The sequence below is a fragment of the Peribacillus glennii genome, assembly GCF_003429105.1.
In the GTDB taxonomy this organism is placed as follows: Bacteria; Bacillota; Bacilli; order Bacillales; family DSM-1321; genus Peribacillus; species Peribacillus glennii.
The window spans coordinates 1-15,024 of sequence record NZ_QVTD01000002.1 but is presented as its reverse complement, the minus strand read 5'-3'; the positions used below and the strand labels follow the sequence as shown (position 1 = coordinate 15,024).

The window sequence follows — 15,024 nt, the reverse complement described above, 5'->3', positions numbered from 1 at the left end:
CAAAATGGAATTTGATCACATTATCATCCGCTACGGAGAGATTTCTACGAAAAAAAGAAACCGCAAAGGCTTTGTCGATAAACTTAAGGCCAACATCAGGCGGGTGCTTGAAGAATTTGAAAATGCCAAGCTTTCGGCAAGCAGGGACAGGATGTACATTCTCTTAAATGGCGAGGACCATAAGGAAATACTCAACCTTCTAAAAGGGGTTTTCGGGATTCAATCCCTAAGTCCTGCGTTAAAAATAGACAGGGATATCGAGGAATTAAAAAATGCTGTGCTATTTTATTTTAACCAGCTTTCCAGGCAAGTTGCCACATTTAAGATCACGGCCAAAAGGGCTGATAAAGATTTTCCATACAATACGGATGAGTTAAATCATATCCTGGGCGGACATCTATTGAAAAATACAGAAGGAATAACGGTCGATGTGAAAAATCCCGATTTTAACCTGAGGGTGGAAGTCAGGAAGGAGGCCGTTTATTTAACGGGTGAGGTGATACAGGGTGCTGGAGGGCTGCCCCTTGGATCAAGCGGCAAGGCAATGCTGATGTTATCCGGCGGAATCGACAGCCCGGTGGCAGGGTTTTTATCCATGAAACGGGGCCTGGAAATTGAATGTATCCATTTTTACAGCCCTCCATTCACTAGTGAGCGATCCAGGCAAAAGGCGGTCGACCTGGCAGGGAAACTGGCTGAAGTGAGCGGGAAAATCAAGCTTCATATTGTCCCGTTTACAGACATACAGCTGCTGATTCAAAAGCAAATCCCGGAAAACTATACAATGACAACGACACGCCGGATGATGCTAAAGGTAGCGGATAAAATCATGGAAAAGCAACAAGGGATGGCGATCATTACAGGGGAAAGCCTTGGCCAGGTTGCCAGCCAGACATTAAATAGCATGTACGCCATAAATGAAGTGACCAACACGCCTGTTTTGCGTCCTTTGATTGCGATGGACAAGCTGGACATTATTGAGTTGGCTAGAGGCTATGATACTCTCGAAATCTCCAATCGGCCTTATGAGGATTGCTGCACCGTCTTTACCCCGGCCACACCGAAAACGAAGCCGCGCCGTGACAAGGTGAGTTTTTACGAAAGCTTTGTCGATTTCGACGAATTGGTTAATGAGGCAGTCAATAAAGTTGAAACTATTACAATCAACCATAAGCAACAGAAAGACCTTGGTGCCAGTGATGAAATGGAAGATCTTTTTTAACTCTGGTGCAATGTTGTAATTATGGCATATTCAGAAGCGGGTTAGCCCGCTTCTTTATTTTTTAATTTTGTAAATAGATAAAATATTCAGTATTTTGTATAATGAACAAAGGAATATCTGTAAGTGAAAAAAAGGGGGACACTATATGAATCGCGAAGATTTGCTGGCTCCGGAGAACTACAATCTTGTAAGTGAGATCGAACAGTTTGCACATAACCCGCAAAAGCCTGCTTTACAATGGGAAAACGAAGCGGGGAATCGAAAAGAAATTACATATTCAGGCCTCATGGCGAATGCAAATAAAATAGGCAATGCTTTCTTGCATGCCGGTCTCCAAAAAGGGGATACGGTTTTAGTGATCATTCCCCGGATAATTGAAGCTTACCAGGTGTATATCGCAGCGCTGAAGGCTGGGATGGTTGTCATCCCCAGCTCGGAAATGCTCCGATCGAAGGACATTCAATACAGAATCAGCCATGGTGAAGTAAAAGGAATAATCAGCTACTTTGAATATACGGACCAAATTGATGATGTAAAAGAGTCAGAGAGCTTAATTAAATTCTCAATCGGACAGCAGGTGAATGGCTGGCGGAATCTGGATGCCGACATGGAAAGTGCTTCGGATCTGCTTGCCCTTGCAGATACAAAAAGCGGCGATACTGCATTCTTATCATATACATCAGGAACAACAGGAAATCCTAAAGCTGTCGTCCATACGCATGGCTGGGCGTTTGCCCATCTTCGGACTGCTGCAGAGCACTGGCTTGGAATCCGTGAGGGAGATGTTGTCTGGGCAACAGCAGGCCCTGGATGGCAAAAGTGGATTTGGAGCCCGTTTTTATCCGTACTCGGCTCCGGGGCAGTCGGATTCGTGTATCATGGGAAGTTTGAGCCGCAGAAATATTTACAGCTTATCAGCAAACTTAAGGTAAATGTCCTCTGCTGCACTCCGACAGAATACAGATTGATGGCCAAGGTTGAAAATTTGGCAGAATACAGCCTGCCTGCCCTCCATAGCGCTGTATCAGCCGGAGAGCCGTTAAACAGGGAAGTGATCGATACTTTCAGGAAACATTTTCAAATCGAAGTCCGTGACGGATACGGCCAAACGGAAAACACATTGCTTGTCGGTGTGGTCAAAGGCATGGAAATCAAGCCTGGATCGATGGGAAAGCCTACACCGGGAAACCGGGTGGAAATCATTAATGAATCTGGAGAAGTTTGCGGTACAGGTGAAGTAGGGGACATAGCGGTCCATGTAGATACGCCTGCCCTTTTTAAACACTATTTTAAAGACCCTGATCGCACCGCCATGCAGTTCCGGGGAGATTATTACATTACCGGAGATAAAGCGAAAAAGGATGAGGACGGTTATTTTTGGTTCGAGGGTCGAAGTGACGATATCATTATCAGTTCGGGGTATACGATTGGACCATTTGAAGTGGAGGATGCACTCGTTAAGCACACTACCGTTAAAGAGTGTGCTGTAGTAGCAAGTCCGGATCCTGTCCGGGGCAATATCGTCAAGGCGTTTGTTGTCCTCCGTGAAGGTGTCGATCCCGAAGCCTCCGATTTGATCCAGGAATTGCAAGAACATGTTAAGGGATTGACCGCGCCGTATAAGTATCCAAGAAAAATCGAATTTGTAAACGATCTTCCTAAGACGACTTCCGGGAAAATTCGCCGGGTTGAATTGAGAAATCAGGAGATGGGATTACTAAAGCAGTCTTGATATCAAAGCACAGCATAGCCTTCAGGCTGCTGCTGTGCTATTTTTGCGCTTTTTACCGGCCTGCTATGTCATATGTATGATATGTCAATGCGAACATCCCTGATGTAAATATGACTGCAAGTAATTGCTATTGAGTGCCGGCTTTAGGTATAGTAGGAAAGAGGGTCGTAATCGGCTTAAGAAATTACTAAAGCGAGGACGTAATACAGTGAATTCGATTGAAACGGTAGCTGAATACTTTAAAGAAAACGCGAAACCGCTTGCTGGTGAATTGGTTAAAGAAATTGTCGACAAGTTTGATTTCCCTGTTTTACCACAGGAAATAGATCAAGCCAAAGAGGTTTACTTTGAATTTCTGGGTTTCCTTGGCCGCTCGATTATCGCCGATGAGAATGAAACACCCGAAGGCCTTATTGAATGGAGCAGAAGAAATGGGGAACAGGAAGCGTTATTGAAGGGGAAGATTTCCGGTATCATCATGCGCTACCCTGCGACCAGGCAGGTTTTTATCGAACGGTTTGCCAGCATCAGCATGGACCATGGATTATCTGCCAGGGAAATCCTGACCATCAATAAGCGCATAAACTACGTGCTTGATATCAGCATTTATGAAACGATTCTAGCATTTGAACGGTTCACAGATAAAGTGATAAAGCGGGCGCAGGACGAGGTAAATGAATTGTCCGCCCCTATAGTGCCGATTCAGGCGGGAATTGCTGTATTGCCGTTGATAGGTACTTTCGGGTTTGACCGCGCGCAAGCTTTAATTGAAAAGGCGGTTGGAAGGGTTGCTAAGCTGGGTGTGGAATGTATTATAATTGATTTTTCCGGTCTTGTAATGATCGACGATGAGGTAGCCAGCCAAATATTCAATATCCATAATATTTTTCGTTTATTGGGCATAAAGGTCATCATTACCGGGCTGCGGCCGGAGTTAGCCCAAACAGTTGTAGCACAGGGAATTGATTTTTCCCATATTGATACATATGCCAATGTGAAGCAAGCGATAGAAAGCTTGGATTAATATAAAACCGGGAACCTAATTAGATAAAACCTTCTTTTTGTGCAGCTCCACTCATTGTGAGGCTGCTATTTCTCTTGGCCCGACGTCCTTCAATAATAAATATAACATTACCCAAAACTAGCGAATGGAGTGCAAAAAAGTGGGAAAAACGATATGGCATAATGGGCTCATCTATACAATGAAATCGGAGAATCAAACGGTAGAGGCTGTTCTGACAAATGAAGGGAAAATTATAGAAACGGGTGCGTTTGAATACCTCAAGGATGTTTATCACTTTGAAATAACGAGAGATATAGATTTGCAGGGTAATACGATGCTTCCCGGTCTTGTTGATAGCCATATGCATCTTATCGGGCATGGGGAGCGGTTAATGAGGCTGGATTTATCAGCAATGAAAAGCAGGGAGGAAGTTTTGCAAGCGGTGGCGGACAAATGCCAGTCGACGCCGAAGGGCGAGTGGATAGTAGCAGAAGGATGGAATGAAAATGAATGGGCACATCCCGAGCTGATATTACTGGATGACCTGGATGCGATATCAACCGATCACCCTCTTGTCTTAAAGCGAATCTGCCGGCATGCGATGGCGGTGAATTCCCGGACTTTAACAGAAGCAGGGATCACGGCAAACGTTCATGAACCGGCCGGCGGGGTAGTCGGCCGTTATAAAGATGGCAGGCTTAATGGCATATTTAAAGAAGAGCCGGCGATGGAACTGATAGCTTCAAAACTACCGGGGATTACCCAAGCTTATATCGAAGAGGCGCTCCGCACCGCCATTAAAGACTGCTACCGCCTGGGATTAACAGGCTGCCATACCGAAGATTTAAATTATTACAATGGGTTCCGTCCTACATATGATGCTTTCGTTTCCGTGATTGAAAACCATGGGATGGCTTTCCGCGCCAGTCTGCTTGTCCATCATGAAGCAGTGGATGACATGAATCGGGATGGATATGCATATGGGGAAGGGACATCTTACATCACGTTTGATGCAATGAAGATTTTTGCGGATGGCTCCCTGGGAGGGAACACCGCACTTTTGAGCTTGCCATATAGAGACAACCCTGAAACACAGGGAATTGCGATTTTTACCCAGGAAGAATTGGAAGGCCTTGTTAAAAAAGCAAGAAGTTTTGATATGCCGGTTGCCGTTCATGCCATAGGGGATCTTGCCTTCCAGAATGTCCTTGATGCTATCGAGAAATTTCCCCCACAAAAAGGAATCAGGGACCGGTTAATCCATGCCCAGATTGTGAGGGAAGATTTGCTGGACCGAGCAGCCTCCCTCCCGGTTATCTTTGATATTCAGCCGGGGTTTGTAGCATCCGATTTTCCATGGGTCGAAGAAAAAGTGGGGAAAGAACTTTTGCAATATTCCTATGCCTGGAAAACATACAGTGAAAAGGGGATCGTTTGCGCCGGCGGATCTGATGCACCGATTGAACCATTACATCCATTTTTGGGCATCCATGCTGCCGTAACAAGAACGAAGCCTTATGGCCTGGATAAAACCATCTATGGAGACAAAGAACGCCTGTCCATCTATGAGGCCGTTTCGCTATATACAAAAGGAAGTGCTTATGCAAACGGCAGTGAGAAAAGAAGGGGAAAGATTGAAAAAGGTTTTGACGCCGATTTCACAATTGTTGACAGAAATATTTTCACCGTCAATTGTGATTCCCTGTTAGAAACAAAGGCTCTTATGACAGTAATTGATGATCATATTGTCCATCAGGAAGGAAATGTGACCATAATAAAAAAACTGTAGAATTCTTATCAGCCTGCCATTATAATAGAATTTATTTCGAGTATAGAAATAAAGTGGGACTTCCATAAGTGGAGGTTCTTACTGCCCAATAATGGGCGAAAAAGGGAGTGGGAAGAAATGAATCTTACAACTGAAAAAGAAGGAGCTTTTTATGCTGCTCTTTCTTATATCATATGGGGGGTCATTCCTATTTATTGGAAATGGCTTCAGGGTGTGCAGGCAAATGAAATACTTGCTCATCGGGTATTATGGTCTTTTGTCTTCATGATCGGCCTGTTGCTGGCGACGAAAAAATGGAAAGCGTTCGTCTCCTATGTAAGGGAGATTGCGGGGAACCCCAAAAAGTTTTTTGCCTTGTTGGCCGCTTCGGTATTGGTCAGCGCGAACTGGGGCATATTTATTTGGGCCGTGAATTCCGGGTATATTCTTCAAACAAGCCTCGGGTACTATATCAACCCCCTTGTCAGTGTTCTTTTGGGCGTACTCGTATTAAAAGAAAAATTGAGCGGTGCCCAGCTTCTTTCATTTGCCCTGGCAGCGGTTGGCGTATTAATATTGGGGATCCATTTTGGGGGAATTCCATGGGTTTCGCTCTCACTGGCGATAACTTTTGGGCTATACGGATTGGTTAAGAAGGTCATCAATGCGGAGGCTGCCATCGGGCTCACACTTGAAACGATGATGGTAACGCCTATTGCTGTCGGTTATTGGGTATATCTGCTGTTTACATCCGATTCCAAATTTTTTGTTGCTCCCGATATAACTCTGCTGCTATTGGGCGGTGGGATTGCAACTGCGCTTCCACTCTTGTATTTTGCAAAAGGTGCGCAAAAGGTTCCCTTATCCATGCTGGGTTTCCTGCAATATATCGCACCAACTATAACTTTGTTCCTGGGAGTTTTCTTGTACCATGAAGCTTTCACAAGAACCCATATGCTGGCTTTCACTTTTATATGGGGGGCTCTTTCGATCTATTCCATATCCATGACAAAATGGGGAACGGCCGGGGTGCAAAGAATGAAAAACAGGCTGAAAATGGGAGCTTAATATTAATGCTAGAGGAATGGCTGACGCCGTTCCTCTTTTTTATAAAGGTAGTAAAAAACTCCGGTTATATTTGAATAAAACAATCGGTTGTTAAATAATAAACAAAAGGGACCAAGAAGAATTATTGATTATACTGAAAGGGAGATGTTGTGCATGGATACTCAAGTAATTACGAAATTTAAAATATTAAAGCCAGCAAACGAGGTGTTTGAAGCCATAGCAGACCCTGAAAAAATGTCTAATTATTGGTTTTCAACTGGAACTGGAAGACTGGAACAAGGCGAGAAGATTACTTGGAGATATGATGAATACAATGCAGAAGTGGAAATAAATGTATTGGAAGTCGGAGAAAATAAAAAAATCGTGTTCTCTTGGGGGGGATATGGTGAACAAACGGTTGTAACCATTACCCTGAAAGAGCTGGATCATACGAGTACAATTATTGAAATAAACGAATCCGGTTTGAATGAAGATGACCCTGAAATAGTAAACAAAATGATAGGACAAAAAGAAGGTTGGGTCTATGTGTTGACCTGTTTAAAGGCTTATTTGGAAAATGGCGTAAATAATTTGCGGGCATCGTTAATTCATTAGGTACATAAGCTTTATGTCTAAAGGAGCCGACTGGCTCTTTTAGACATGAAAATTCCTGGTGGTGTACCATCTTGTTGAAACGAAAGGCATTGCCTCTCTTATAAAAACGTTCTTCTGACTTTTTCCCAAAAGGAATTGTCGCGTAACTTAACTGTTTTGATTTCTTTACCGCTTAAGGCAACATTGATTTTTTGAACATGGCTTATGCTCATCGCTTCATTATCCAGGCCGATAATTGGGTATTGCTTTCCTTCACCTGAAAGGTTGATGTCAAGTGTGCGGCCTTTGCCCAGGATAAATGATGAACCGAGCGTGCGGTATGTATTATTATTCAATGATGCCAGTTCGCTTACCTGAAAGCAGGGCAGGATTGGGTCAACAACGGCGCCGCCCACAGATTTATTGTAGGCAGTGCTTCCTGTCGGGGTTGCAACAATGATCCCGTCACCCCGGAATGTCTCAAAATGAAGGCCGTCAATGAATAAATCCATTACCAGTGTTTTAATGATGGATGAACGCAAGGAAAGTTCATTTAATGCGTAAAGCGCCGGCTGATCATCCATTTTGATTTGAATCGTCGGATATCTCCGGACCTCCATTTGTTCCCTGGTAGCTGCGTCGATCATCTTGCTCGAGTCGTCAAGGTGGAAATCGCAATACATATTTAAGTTTCCTGTCGTTGAAATGCCCGCATACAAACAATCATCCCGGAAACCGGTTTTGCGCACAGCCTGCAGGAATGTGCCATCCCCGCCAATACTTACAATGATGTTCGCTTTCCGGTAATCCTTAACAATGTTAAACGAATAGCGTTCCGCAAGCTCGTATAAAGGCTGGGCCTTTTCCATGTTTTCAGCAACTTCCGGATAGAAGAAATAAATATTTCGGCGGCCTGCCATTGTCTCTCCCCATTTCCTTGAAAATCGGTCTTTTCCATAAAGTGAATACTTTGGTACAATTAAGAAATGCGCTATTAGTGTATCATGTTATGAAACATTTTTAAAACCTGAACGTACATAATATTGCTAAAGATTTAGCCCAGAGGAGGAACGGAAATGAACGGGAAAAGGTGGGCCGCTCTTGTAATTGCGGCCGTGTTATTTTTTGTGTCTATCGGCACCAGTATCGCTTCATCGCTAATATTCGCCGATACGGAAGAAATTTTTAATGACATGTTCGCTGCTGACCAGGAATTTATGGAAGAGGTTATGGAAGGCGAGGATGAATTAAATAAAATTGCCGTATTTGATCTGGATGGAGTAATCCAGGATACAGGGGAAACAAATCCGATCATGAGTGCCGGAGGCTATCATCACCGCGCTTTCATGGATAAGCTTCAAATGGCAAAGGACGACGGGGATATCAAGGGAATCGTCCTTCATGTCAACTCGCCGGGCGGTGGAGTTGTCGAAAGTGCGGAAATATACGACAAGATAAAGGAAATCCAAAAAGATACGAAAAAGCCGGTTTACATCTCCATGGGTTCAATGGCGGCTTCAGGCGGCTACTATATTTCAGCGCCCGCCGATAAAATCTATGCAAGCCCTGAAACGATGACTGGCTCGCTTGGCGTGATCATGCAGGGATATAACTACGAAAAACTTGCAAAGAAATATGGGGTTGAATTTGTTACAATCAAAAGCGGGCCATATAAAGATATCATGAGCCCGAACCGGGAAATGACTGCGGAAGAGCGAAAAATCCTTCAAACGATGATCAACAATTCTTATGATCAATTTGTAAAAATCATTGCCGATGGACGGAACATGCCGGAAAACCGAGTAAGGGAACTTGCGGACGGAAGGATTTACGATGGCCGCCAGGCAAAGGAAGTAAATCTGATAGACGAATTCGGCCATCTCGAAGATGTAACGGATGCAATGAAAAAAGAAATTAAAAGTCCGGACGCCCAGGTTGTCCGGTATACGGATGCAATAGGCTTTGGTTCACTGTTGGGAATGGGTGCCCAGAAGCTGATGGGAAAAGACCTGGAAACTGCCGGCTTGCTTAAATTACTTTCCCAGCCAAATTCTCCTCGCCTTATGTACTTGTATGCGGAATAAGGGGGTGGAGACATGAATGAACGTAACGACACAACAACAGACGAATGGTCAGACAGGGCTACAACGGCAGATCTATCTAATGAACAAAGAAACAATGCGCAGGACGGACCAACTGAAACATCAACTTACGATACCAGAGGGCTAGAACACACAGGCACAGTGGGAAAATCCCAATTGTCATTTGCGGGGTTTTGGATGCGGTTCTGGGCTTATTTGGCCGACCTGGTCATTGTAGGGAGCATCAATCGCATTATTGTGCACCCGATATTTAAGGCATTGGACCCATCGGACCAGGGATGGTTCTCAGCAGAAAATTTATGTACAGCCATTGTCTATTACCTGTATTTTATGTTGATGACGAAATATGCAGGTCAAACCCTGGGGAAAATGATTTTCGGGTTAAAGGTGGTCAGCCTGAAAGAAGAAAAACTCTCATGGGGAACAGTTCTTTTCAGGGAATTTATCGGCAGGTTCATTTCGAAGACAATCATCATAGGCTACATTATTGTCGGCTGGCTGCCGAAAAAACAGGGCCTTCATGACATTTTTGCGGATACCTCAGTCATATTGGATAGAAGATAGAATCAAATCTGCCGATAAACATCGGCAGGTTTATTTTTTTTCCTGTAGCCGATAATGGTTGTTGGAAAGGGGTGGGGTATATGGCATGGGCGTTTGGAATAACGGCATTTTTTCTTGCGCTGCTGGTTTTGCTTGTGTTCACGAGGGTGAAAATCATCGTGCATTATCACCATCAGCCGCCAACCCCTGATGATTTTTGTATAAAACTTCGGGCATGGTTCGGAATTTTGAGGTATACGATGAATGTCCCAATGAATAAGAAAACCCATAATGCCTCCAAAGACCAGGATATGGCTTCGAAGGAATCGGAAAAGGAAAATGCAGAAGGGCCAGGCAATTCTAACTTACGGGAATATCCACTAAATGGCTTGATGGATACGGACCAATTCATCAGCAAGTTTTACAGCTACCACCGGCTATGCAAGGCAATGTTTCGCAAGGTAAAAGTAAGAAAGTTTGAATGGCACAGCTTAGCAGGAACAGGCGATGCCTTTTACACAGGGATGGTTGCGGGGGGGTTCCTCGCTGTGAAAGGGTCAATAATAGGTATATTGGACAGTTACTTGCATTTCAAGAGACAGCCTGCCTTTTCCGTGACCCCTGATTTTGCACGCCCTGTTTTTTATACCTCTATCACTTGTATATTCCAGGTTCGTATCGGAGAAGCTATATTGGCAGCGATAAAACTATCGCGTTATTTGAATGCGGAGAATACAAGCGCCAATACAAACGTATATAACGGATCAGAAGAACAACCGATGTAGAGTGGAGGAATGAACAGATGGCGGACCATCCAATTCAAGGCTTAATGACTGCGGCAATGGAAAATCTAAAGGAAATGGTTGATGTTAATACAATCATAGGCGACCCCGTCGAGACTCCTGACGGAAGTGTCATCTTGACAGTTTCGAAGGTAGGTTTTGGTTTTGCCGCCGGCGGAAGTGAATTTATCGTGGACAGCGGAGGCTCCGACGGAAGTTCCCAGGCTAAACAGCCTTTCGGAGGGGGAAGCGGGGGCGGTGTTTCCATTACACCGATCGCTTTCTTGATTGTCGGTTCTCAGGGTGTGAAAATGCTCCATCTGGAACAAGGGACGCATCTGCTTGAAAAAATGCTCGATACAGCACCTTCACTCGTCGAAAAAATCCAGAACATGCTCTCCAATAATGGAAACCAAAAGCAGGGTAACCGGACCCAGGATAATCAGAAACAGCAGAAGAATCGCCAGCAATCAGGAAGGGGAAGCTATTCTGAGGATTATGACAACTGAATGGGCGACTACATGAGCCAAAAAGGCCTGGGGGGAATATTTCTCCCCTTTTTTCATTAGCTGGCCGGGTAAAATAATTGCAAAAATTTCCTCGAGGCCATATGATTAACACTGTACATATTCATTGATTTAAAGGAGGAATTATCATGGCATCCGTAACATTTAAAAACAATCCGGTTACATTGGCAGGCAGTGAGGTCAAAGTTGGAGACCAGGCTCCTGATTTCACGGTTCTCGCAAATGATCTTTCTGAAGTGAAATTGAGCGACAGCAAAGGAACTGTCAGGATTATCAGTGTTGTCCCTTCTATCGATACCGGTGTTTGTGATGCGCAGACAAGACGGTTCAACGAAGATGCATCTAAAATCGGTAATGTTCAAGTTTTGACAATCAGCGTCGACCTGCCATTTGCCCAAAAACGCTGGTGTGCGGCAAGCGGCCTTGATAATGTCCAGGTGCTCTCTGACCACCGTGATCTGTCTTTTGGCGAAGCTTACGGCGTCATCATGCAAGATCTCCGTTTATTAGCCCGTTCCGTTTTTGTTGTAGACTCCAGCGATAAAGTCGTATATGCGGAATATGTAAGCGAAGGTACAAGCCATCCAAACTATGAGGCAGCCATCGAAGCTGCAAAAGCTGCAAAATAATCCACAGTTAAGCGAAAACGATAACTGATTCGTACTGTAAAACGTTTCGCGATCCTAAAGCTATAGCCGCTTATGTGAATTGTATTCCGTGGGCGGCCTTTTTGTGGGAAAGCGATAATTTATTTTACATTACCCATCTGCCTCCATTAATTTAACCAACATACAATCCCCTAACTTGTGCCAAGGTGCTTTGCCGGATAAAATAAGGAAAGATTGAAACAGGAGGAAGTTAGAAGTGAATTTTACCCCAATTGAAGAATTATTTGAGAAATTTGATGAAACAGCGCAAATCCTGCAAGAAGAGCTGTCTTGTACATATTTGGATGCACTTGGTGAAACGGGCGAAAACTTTTTTCACGGTCATGTCATCCAGGAAGAAATAAGTGAACTTTCAAGGAAAAGATTATCTAAGATTTATCAACACTTTTCCACACGAAATTATACAAAAGAAGATATCCGGAAAGCATATCAGCTTGCGATATTAAAAGGAATGCAGGAAAACATCCAGCCGAACCACCAGATGACACCGGATGCAGTGGGAATGTTTGTAAGCTATTTAATCGGGAAATTTACAAATAATAATCAGGAATTATCCATGATTGATCCGGCTGTAGGAACAGGAAATCTGGTTTTTACCATCATGAACCATTTATCCGGCCAACAGATTTCTGCCTACGGAGTGGATATAGATGAGACTTTAATCAGGCTGGCATATTCCGGCGCAAATCTTCAGGAACACTCCGTACAATTTTTTACCCAGGACAGCCTTGAGCCTCTGTTCATTGATCCGGCCAACGTCGCAGTGAGCGATCTCCCTGTCGGGTATTATCCAAACGACGTCAGGGCGGCAGAATATGAATTGGCTGCTGACAGTGGCCATTCCTATTCCCATCACTTATTTATCGAGCAAAGCGTTAACCATGTGCAGGACGGAGGGTATTTATTTTTCATCGTCCCAAATAGGTTATTTCTTTCAGAAGAAGCCAAAAAACTCAATGACTATTTAAAAAAATATACGCATATACAAGGAATGGTCCAGCTCCCCTTATCAATGTTTAAAACAGAGGCTGCGGCGAAGAGCATATTGATCCTCCAAAAGAAAAAAGAGGGCTTACACGCACCGAAAAACGCTTTATTGGTCAACCTGCCCAAGCTGTCCGATGCGAGGGCTACGAAATCGGTAATGGGCAAAATCGATGAATGGTTTAAACAGGAAAAGTACTGATTTTTTCTATAAAAGCTAATGGCCTTTTAGGCATTAGCTTTTATGTTCATATTATCGAAAAAATTTGAATTCATTTTCTTTTGGCTGCAAGCGCTAACAATTTGATCTGGTTCTTGAAAAGCATTTTATTCAATGATTAAATGAAAAATTGTTACGGCATTTTATCCCTATGGGATTTAGCATAAAGAAAAGGAGCGGAAATATGTCACAGATTATTGCCATCAACGCGGGCAGCTCCTCTTTGAAATTTCAATTATTTGAAATGCCGAGTGAGGAAGTCATCACAAAAGGGCTCGTAGAAAGAATCGGTTTGAATGATGCGATTTTCACAATCACTGTCGATGGTGAAAAAGTTACGGAAACAACCGATATACCGAATCATGCTGTAGCAGTAAGGCTGCTTTTGGAAAAACTGATCAAACATGAAATCATTGATTCCTATGATGAAATCGATGGAATCGGACATCGTGTAGTTCACGGTGGAGAAAAATTCAATGATTCGGCGTTGATCACGGATGAAGCCCTTAGGGAAATTCAAGAGTTGTCTGACCTTGCTCCGTTGCATAATCCAGCAAACTTAACAGGGATAAAGGCATTTCAGGAAATTCTGCCGAATGTTCCGGCAGTAGCGGTTTTTGATACAGCCTTCCACCAGACAATGCCAGCTTCTTCTTATTTATACAGCTTGCCATATGAATACTACGAAAAATATGGCATTAGAAAATACGGCTTCCACGGCACCTCGCATAAATATGTCTCTCAACGAGCTGCAGAAATGATGGGAAGACCCCTTGAACAGCTTCGTTTGCTTTCTTGCCATCTCGGGAATGGTGCAAGCATTGCAGCCATCGAGGGCGGGAAATCAATCGATACGTCAATGGGCTTCACTCCGCTAGCGGGTGTGACCATGGGGACACGGTCTGGAAATATTGACCCGGCGCTGATCCCGTATATCATGGAGAAGACGGGTAAGACGGCAGATGAAGTACTTGATGTCCTCAACAAGAAAAGCGGGATGCTCGCGATTTCAGGATTCTCAAGCGACCTAAGGGATATTAAAACGGAAGCCGAAAAGGGAAACAAGCGTGCTGAATTGGCTCTCGACGTATTCGCGAACAGAATCCACAAATATATTGGTTCATATGCTGCAAGGATGAGCGGTGTAGATGCAATCATATTTACCGCCGGAATCGGTGAAAACAGTGAAGCAGTCCGGGCACGGGTTCTTCGCGGTCTTGAATTCATGGGTGTATATTGGGATCCCGCCCTAAACAAGACAATTGGGGAAGAAACATTTATCAGTTATCCACACTCACCAGTTAAAGTAATGGTCATTCCTACAAATGAAGAAGTTATGATCGCCCGTGATGTCCTCCGGCTTACAAAAGTATAATTGATTGTATGTCCTCCATTGAAAAAGTAATTCGATGGGGGATTTTTGTTTAAAAAAACTATTGACCAACTTTATAAAGGATAGTAATATAGTTAAGTCGCTTCAAAACGATAGTTAATGTGTTCCACAATCTTCGTAAAAAAATATTGACTTTTCTTCTTTGATGAAGTATTATTTATAAGTCGCTGATAAAGGTGATTTTGGAATAAATTGAAAACTTCGTAGAAGTTGTAAACCAAAACATATTGTGGTATATTAATAAACGACAAAAAGAAATTGCTCTTTGAAAACTGAACAAAACAAAGCGCCAACGTTAATTTTAATAGTGAGCAAACACTATAAAACAAGAAATTATCGACTAAGTTTGTCACGTCCTGTGACAACGTCGATGCCAGCACATCCATGTGCAAGTGAGCTATTCAAACATTTCTTCGGAGAGTTTGATCCTGGCTCAGGA

14 protein-coding genes are annotated in these 15,024 nt (G+C 43.6%); 13 read left to right on the top strand and 1 reads right to left on the bottom strand.

From position 1 onward, the window contains the following. Window positions 1-4 precede the first annotated feature (4 nt). The 6 genes from thiI to D0466_RS01220 all read left to right on the top strand — a co-directional run bounded on the left by thiI (window position 5) and on the right by D0466_RS01220 (window position 7,387). Complete coding sequence (gene thiI / locus D0466_RS01245; protein ID WP_117320754.1) at window positions 5-1,222, top strand: tRNA uracil 4-sulfurtransferase ThiI; 1,218 nt, start codon at window positions 5-7, stop codon at window positions 1,220-1,222. Window positions 1,223-1,367: 145 nt separating this feature from the next. After that, entirely contained in the window at window positions 1,368-2,954 is a 1,587-nt protein-coding gene (gene mbcS / locus D0466_RS01240) for an acyl-CoA synthetase MbcS (protein WP_117320753.1), read from the top strand. Window positions 2,955-3,162: 208 nt separating this feature from the next. Next, a complete protein-coding gene (locus tag D0466_RS01235; RefSeq protein ID WP_117320752.1) occupies window positions 3,163-3,978 on the top strand; it encodes an STAS domain-containing protein in 816 nt (271 codons plus the stop codon). A 139-nt stretch (window positions 3,979-4,117) separates the two neighbouring features. Beyond that, on the top strand, window positions 4,118-5,746 hold the full coding sequence (locus D0466_RS01230; RefSeq protein WP_117320751.1) for an amidohydrolase: 1,629 nt from the start codon (window positions 4,118-4,120) through the stop codon (window positions 5,744-5,746). A gap of 117 nt (window positions 5,747-5,863) precedes the next feature. Next, window positions 5,864-6,793, top strand: a complete 930-nt coding sequence (gene rarD, locus D0466_RS01225) for an EamA family transporter RarD (protein ID WP_117320750.1) — start codon at window positions 5,864-5,866, stop codon at window positions 6,791-6,793. 153 nt (window positions 6,794-6,946) lie between these two features. After that, entirely contained in the window at window positions 6,947-7,387 is a 441-nt protein-coding gene (locus D0466_RS01220) for an SRPBCC family protein (RefSeq protein WP_117320749.1), read from the top strand. Window positions 7,388-7,485: 98 nt separating this feature from the next. On the opposite strand, the gene D0466_RS01215 is transcribed toward D0466_RS01220, so the two are convergent. Then, window positions 7,486-8,286: an NAD kinase gene (locus tag D0466_RS01215; RefSeq protein ID WP_117320748.1), complete on the bottom strand. Its 801-nt coding sequence runs from the start codon at window positions 8,284-8,286 to the stop codon at window positions 7,486-7,488. A 156-nt stretch (window positions 8,287-8,442) separates the two neighbouring features. Here D0466_RS01215 and sppA point away from each other — a divergent pair, with 156 nt between their 5' ends. The 7 genes from sppA (at window position 8,443) to D0466_RS01180 (ending at window position 14,567) form a co-directional block, all read left to right on the top strand. After that, the gene (gene sppA / locus D0466_RS01210) at window positions 8,443-9,450 is read left to right on the top strand and encodes a signal peptide peptidase SppA (RefSeq protein WP_117320747.1); all 1,008 of its coding nucleotides are present in this window, start codon (window positions 8,443-8,445) and stop codon (window positions 9,448-9,450) included. Window positions 9,451-9,462: 12 nt separating this feature from the next. Next, complete coding sequence (locus D0466_RS01205) at window positions 9,463-10,032, top strand: RDD family protein (RefSeq protein ID WP_117320746.1); 570 nt, start codon at window positions 9,463-9,465, stop codon at window positions 10,030-10,032. An 80-nt stretch (window positions 10,033-10,112) separates the two neighbouring features. Continuing rightward, window positions 10,113-10,796, top strand: a complete 684-nt coding sequence (locus D0466_RS01200) for a DUF2953 domain-containing protein (protein ID WP_117320745.1) — start codon at window positions 10,113-10,115, stop codon at window positions 10,794-10,796. A 17-nt stretch (window positions 10,797-10,813) separates the two neighbouring features. Next, a complete protein-coding gene (ytfJ, locus tag D0466_RS01195) occupies window positions 10,814-11,302 on the top strand; it encodes a GerW family sporulation protein (protein WP_117320744.1) in 489 nt (162 codons plus the stop codon). Window positions 11,303-11,448: 146 nt separating this feature from the next. Further along, complete coding sequence (gene tpx / locus D0466_RS01190) at window positions 11,449-11,949, top strand: thiol peroxidase (protein ID WP_117320743.1); 501 nt, start codon at window positions 11,449-11,451, stop codon at window positions 11,947-11,949. A 235-nt stretch (window positions 11,950-12,184) separates the two neighbouring features. Continuing rightward, window positions 12,185-13,174, top strand: coding sequence for a class I SAM-dependent methyltransferase (locus tag D0466_RS01185; protein ID WP_117320742.1), 990 nt, complete (start codon window positions 12,185-12,187; stop codon window positions 13,172-13,174). A 202-nt stretch (window positions 13,175-13,376) separates the two neighbouring features. Next, window positions 13,377-14,567, top strand: a complete 1,191-nt coding sequence (locus D0466_RS01180; RefSeq protein WP_117320741.1) for an acetate kinase — start codon at window positions 13,377-13,379, stop codon at window positions 14,565-14,567. Window positions 14,568-15,024: the final 457 nt, after the last annotated feature.

Excerpts from the sequence above, each read along its gene's own strand:
- D0466_RS01220 (WP_117320749.1), top strand. The coding sequence starts at position 6,947 with ATGGATACTCAAGTAATTACGAAATTTAAAATATTAAAGCCAGCAAAC.
- thiI (WP_117320754.1), top strand. The coding sequence starts at position 5 with ATGGAATTTGATCACATTATCATCCGCTACGGAGAGATTTCTACGAAA.
- rarD (WP_117320750.1), top strand. The coding sequence starts at position 5,864 with ATGAATCTTACAACTGAAAAAGAAGGAGCTTTTTATGCTGCTCTTTCT.
- D0466_RS01200 (WP_117320745.1), top strand. The coding sequence starts at position 10,113 with ATGGCATGGGCGTTTGGAATAACGGCATTTTTTCTTGCGCTGCTGGTT.
- D0466_RS01180 (WP_117320741.1), top strand. The coding sequence starts at position 13,377 with ATGTCACAGATTATTGCCATCAACGCGGGCAGCTCCTCTTTGAAATTT.
- sppA (WP_117320747.1), top strand. The coding sequence starts at position 8,443 with ATGAACGGGAAAAGGTGGGCCGCTCTTGTAATTGCGGCCGTGTTATTT.
- ytfJ (WP_117320744.1), top strand. The coding sequence starts at position 10,814 with ATGGCGGACCATCCAATTCAAGGCTTAATGACTGCGGCAATGGAAAAT.
- D0466_RS01215 (WP_117320748.1), bottom strand. The coding sequence starts at position 8,286 with ATGGCAGGCCGCCGAAATATTTATTTCTTCTATCCGGAAGTTGCTGAA.
- mbcS (WP_117320753.1), top strand. The coding sequence starts at position 1,368 with ATGAATCGCGAAGATTTGCTGGCTCCGGAGAACTACAATCTTGTAAGT.
- tpx (WP_117320743.1), top strand. The coding sequence starts at position 11,449 with ATGGCATCCGTAACATTTAAAAACAATCCGGTTACATTGGCAGGCAGT.
- D0466_RS01205 (WP_117320746.1), top strand. The coding sequence starts at position 9,463 with ATGAATGAACGTAACGACACAACAACAGACGAATGGTCAGACAGGGCT.